Source organism: Cylindrospermopsis sp. CR12 (assembly GCF_001432185.1).
Classification (GTDB): domain Bacteria; phylum Cyanobacteriota; class Cyanobacteriia; order Cyanobacteriales; family Nostocaceae; genus Raphidiopsis; species Raphidiopsis raciborskii.
Genome location: NZ_LMVE01000067.1, coordinates 1 through 2,224, shown reverse-complemented (window position 1 = coordinate 2,224; position 2,224 = coordinate 1). Strand labels below are relative to the sequence as shown.

General features: G+C 43.2%; 1 protein-coding gene. It reads left to right on the top strand.

Annotation, left to right across the window (positions count from 1 at the left end; all coding sequences use genetic code 11):
- Positions 1 to 516: 516 nt before the first annotated feature.
- The gene (locus ASL19_RS08370) at positions 517 to 2,061 is read left to right on the top strand and encodes an AAA-like domain-containing protein (RefSeq protein WP_057177988.1); all 1,545 of its coding nucleotides are present in this window, start codon (positions 517 to 519) and stop codon (positions 2,059 to 2,061) included.
- The last annotated feature ends 163 nt before the right edge of the window (positions 2,062 to 2,224 follow it).

Below are 2,224 nucleotides of genomic sequence, written 5' to 3'. Positions count from 1 at the left end.
AACAGGAACGTCAACTAGCAGAGCAGGAACGCCAACGAGCAGAACAGGAACGTCAGGAAAAAGAAAGGTTAATAGCTTACTTGCGATCGCAAGGAATTGATCCTCATAATTTACCTAATCATGCTGGGTAAATTAGCTATGTAAATGTAGCTCCTGTAGCATTGACTGCTCCCGCAATCAACGGTTATTTAATAACCAATAAGTAAGTTGGCGTTAAAAGACCAAACTATGTAAAGACGAATAGGATAAGTGGGTGAGTGGAATTAAACACAAGATGAACGTAGGTTGGGTTGAGGAACGAAACCCAACGCCCCCATGGGCATCCTACAAATAATTGTGCCTCCCTACTTACTGGTAAATGAAAAGCTCCTCACCTGGTGCGGGGCTTTTTTTATGGCGTATTATTTGAGTAATGCCATGAGTTGAGGGTGTTGGGTGCTGGATCCCTTATGAGTTCACCTATAGAGATTCTAGAATAAAATCGGTAAGGTTATTTTTTAAAAACTCCTTCTCACCATGCCCAAACACTTTAACACTGCTGGACCATGTAAAGCTAATATCCACTATATGCTCTCCCCCACTGCTCGCCTACCGGATTTGAAAGCGCTAATTGATGGAGAAAATTACTTTATCATTCATGCACCGCGACAAGTAGGCAAAACCACGGCTATGATAGCTCTAGCTCAAGAATTGACTGATAGTGGGGAATACACCGCCGTCATGCTCTCTGTGGAAGTAGGAGCAGGGTTTTCCCATAATCCCCAGCAAGCGGAGCAGGTTATTTTGGAAGAATGGAAACAGGCGATCAAATTTTACTTACCCAAAGAACTGCAACCATCCTATTGGCCAGAGCGTGGAGCAGACTCAGGAATAGGCAAAACTTTAAGTGAGTGGTCTGGCCAATCTCCAAGACCTCTTGTAATCTTTTTAGATGAAATAGATTCCCTAACAGATGAAGCTTTAATCTTTATTTTAAGACAATTACGTTCCGGTTTTCCCCGTCGTCCCCAGGGGTTTCCCCATTCGGTGGGGTTAATTGGCATGCGGGATGTGCGGGACTATAAGGTTAAATCCGGTGGAAGTGAAAGACTTAATACCTCCAGTCCCTTCAATATCAAGGCTGAATCCTTAACTTTAAGTAATTTTACTTTATCAGAAGTGGAAGAACTTTACTTACAACATACGCAGGCTACGGGACAGGTGTTTACCACAGAAGGAATTCAACAATCATTTTATTTAACCGATGGACAACCGTGGTTAGTCAACGCCCTAGCTCGTCAAGCTACCCAGGTTTTGGTGAAAGATCTAACCCAACCCATTACCGCTGAGGTGATTAACCAGGCTAAGGAAAATCTCATTCAGCGCCAGGATACCCATTTAGATAGTTTGGCAGAAAGATTACGGGAAGAGCGGGTCAAAACCATTATTGAACCAATTTTAGCAGGTGAAGATTTACCTGATGTACCCCAGGATGATATTCGTTATGTCCTGGATTTAGGACTGTGTCGAGACCGGGGACATGGCTTAGAAATTGCCAATCCAATTTATCAGGAAGTTCTACCTTTGGTGTTGAGTTACACAACCAGGGTTTCCATTGGAGTTATTGAACCTCGTTGGCTAAATGAACAGGGGGAACTATTACCCGATGAATTATTGGAAGCATTTCTGGAGTTTTGGCGACAACATGGGGAACCACTACTCAAAAGTGCGCCCTATCATGAGATTGCTCCCCATTTAGTGTTAATGGCATTTTTACATCGGGTGGTAAATGGTGGTGGTACGTTAGAACGGGAATATGCCATTGGTTCTGGAAGGATGGATATTTGTTTACGCTATGGCAAAGTGGTGATGGGCATAGAGTTAAAGGTGCGGAAAGAAAAGTTAGATCCGCTAACCCAGGGTTTGATTCAATTGGATAAATATCTGGATGGTTTAGGATTGGATACAGGTTGGTTAGTGATTTTCGATCGCCGTCCTGGATTACCACCCATGGGAGAGAGAATTAGTACGGAGGAAGCTATTAGTCCAGGGGGACGCACTATTACCGTTATTCGTAGTTAGGGCGATTGCGAAGCACTCCCTATGGGAGATCGCCATTGTTGTTTAAATCATTTATGTTGGGTTTCCTAGCGTCAACCCAACCTATAAACTTAAAAACTCGTCTATATACATATAAAATACTTACAGGAGGCGAAAACCCCCACCACATATAGGAAAATCCCTA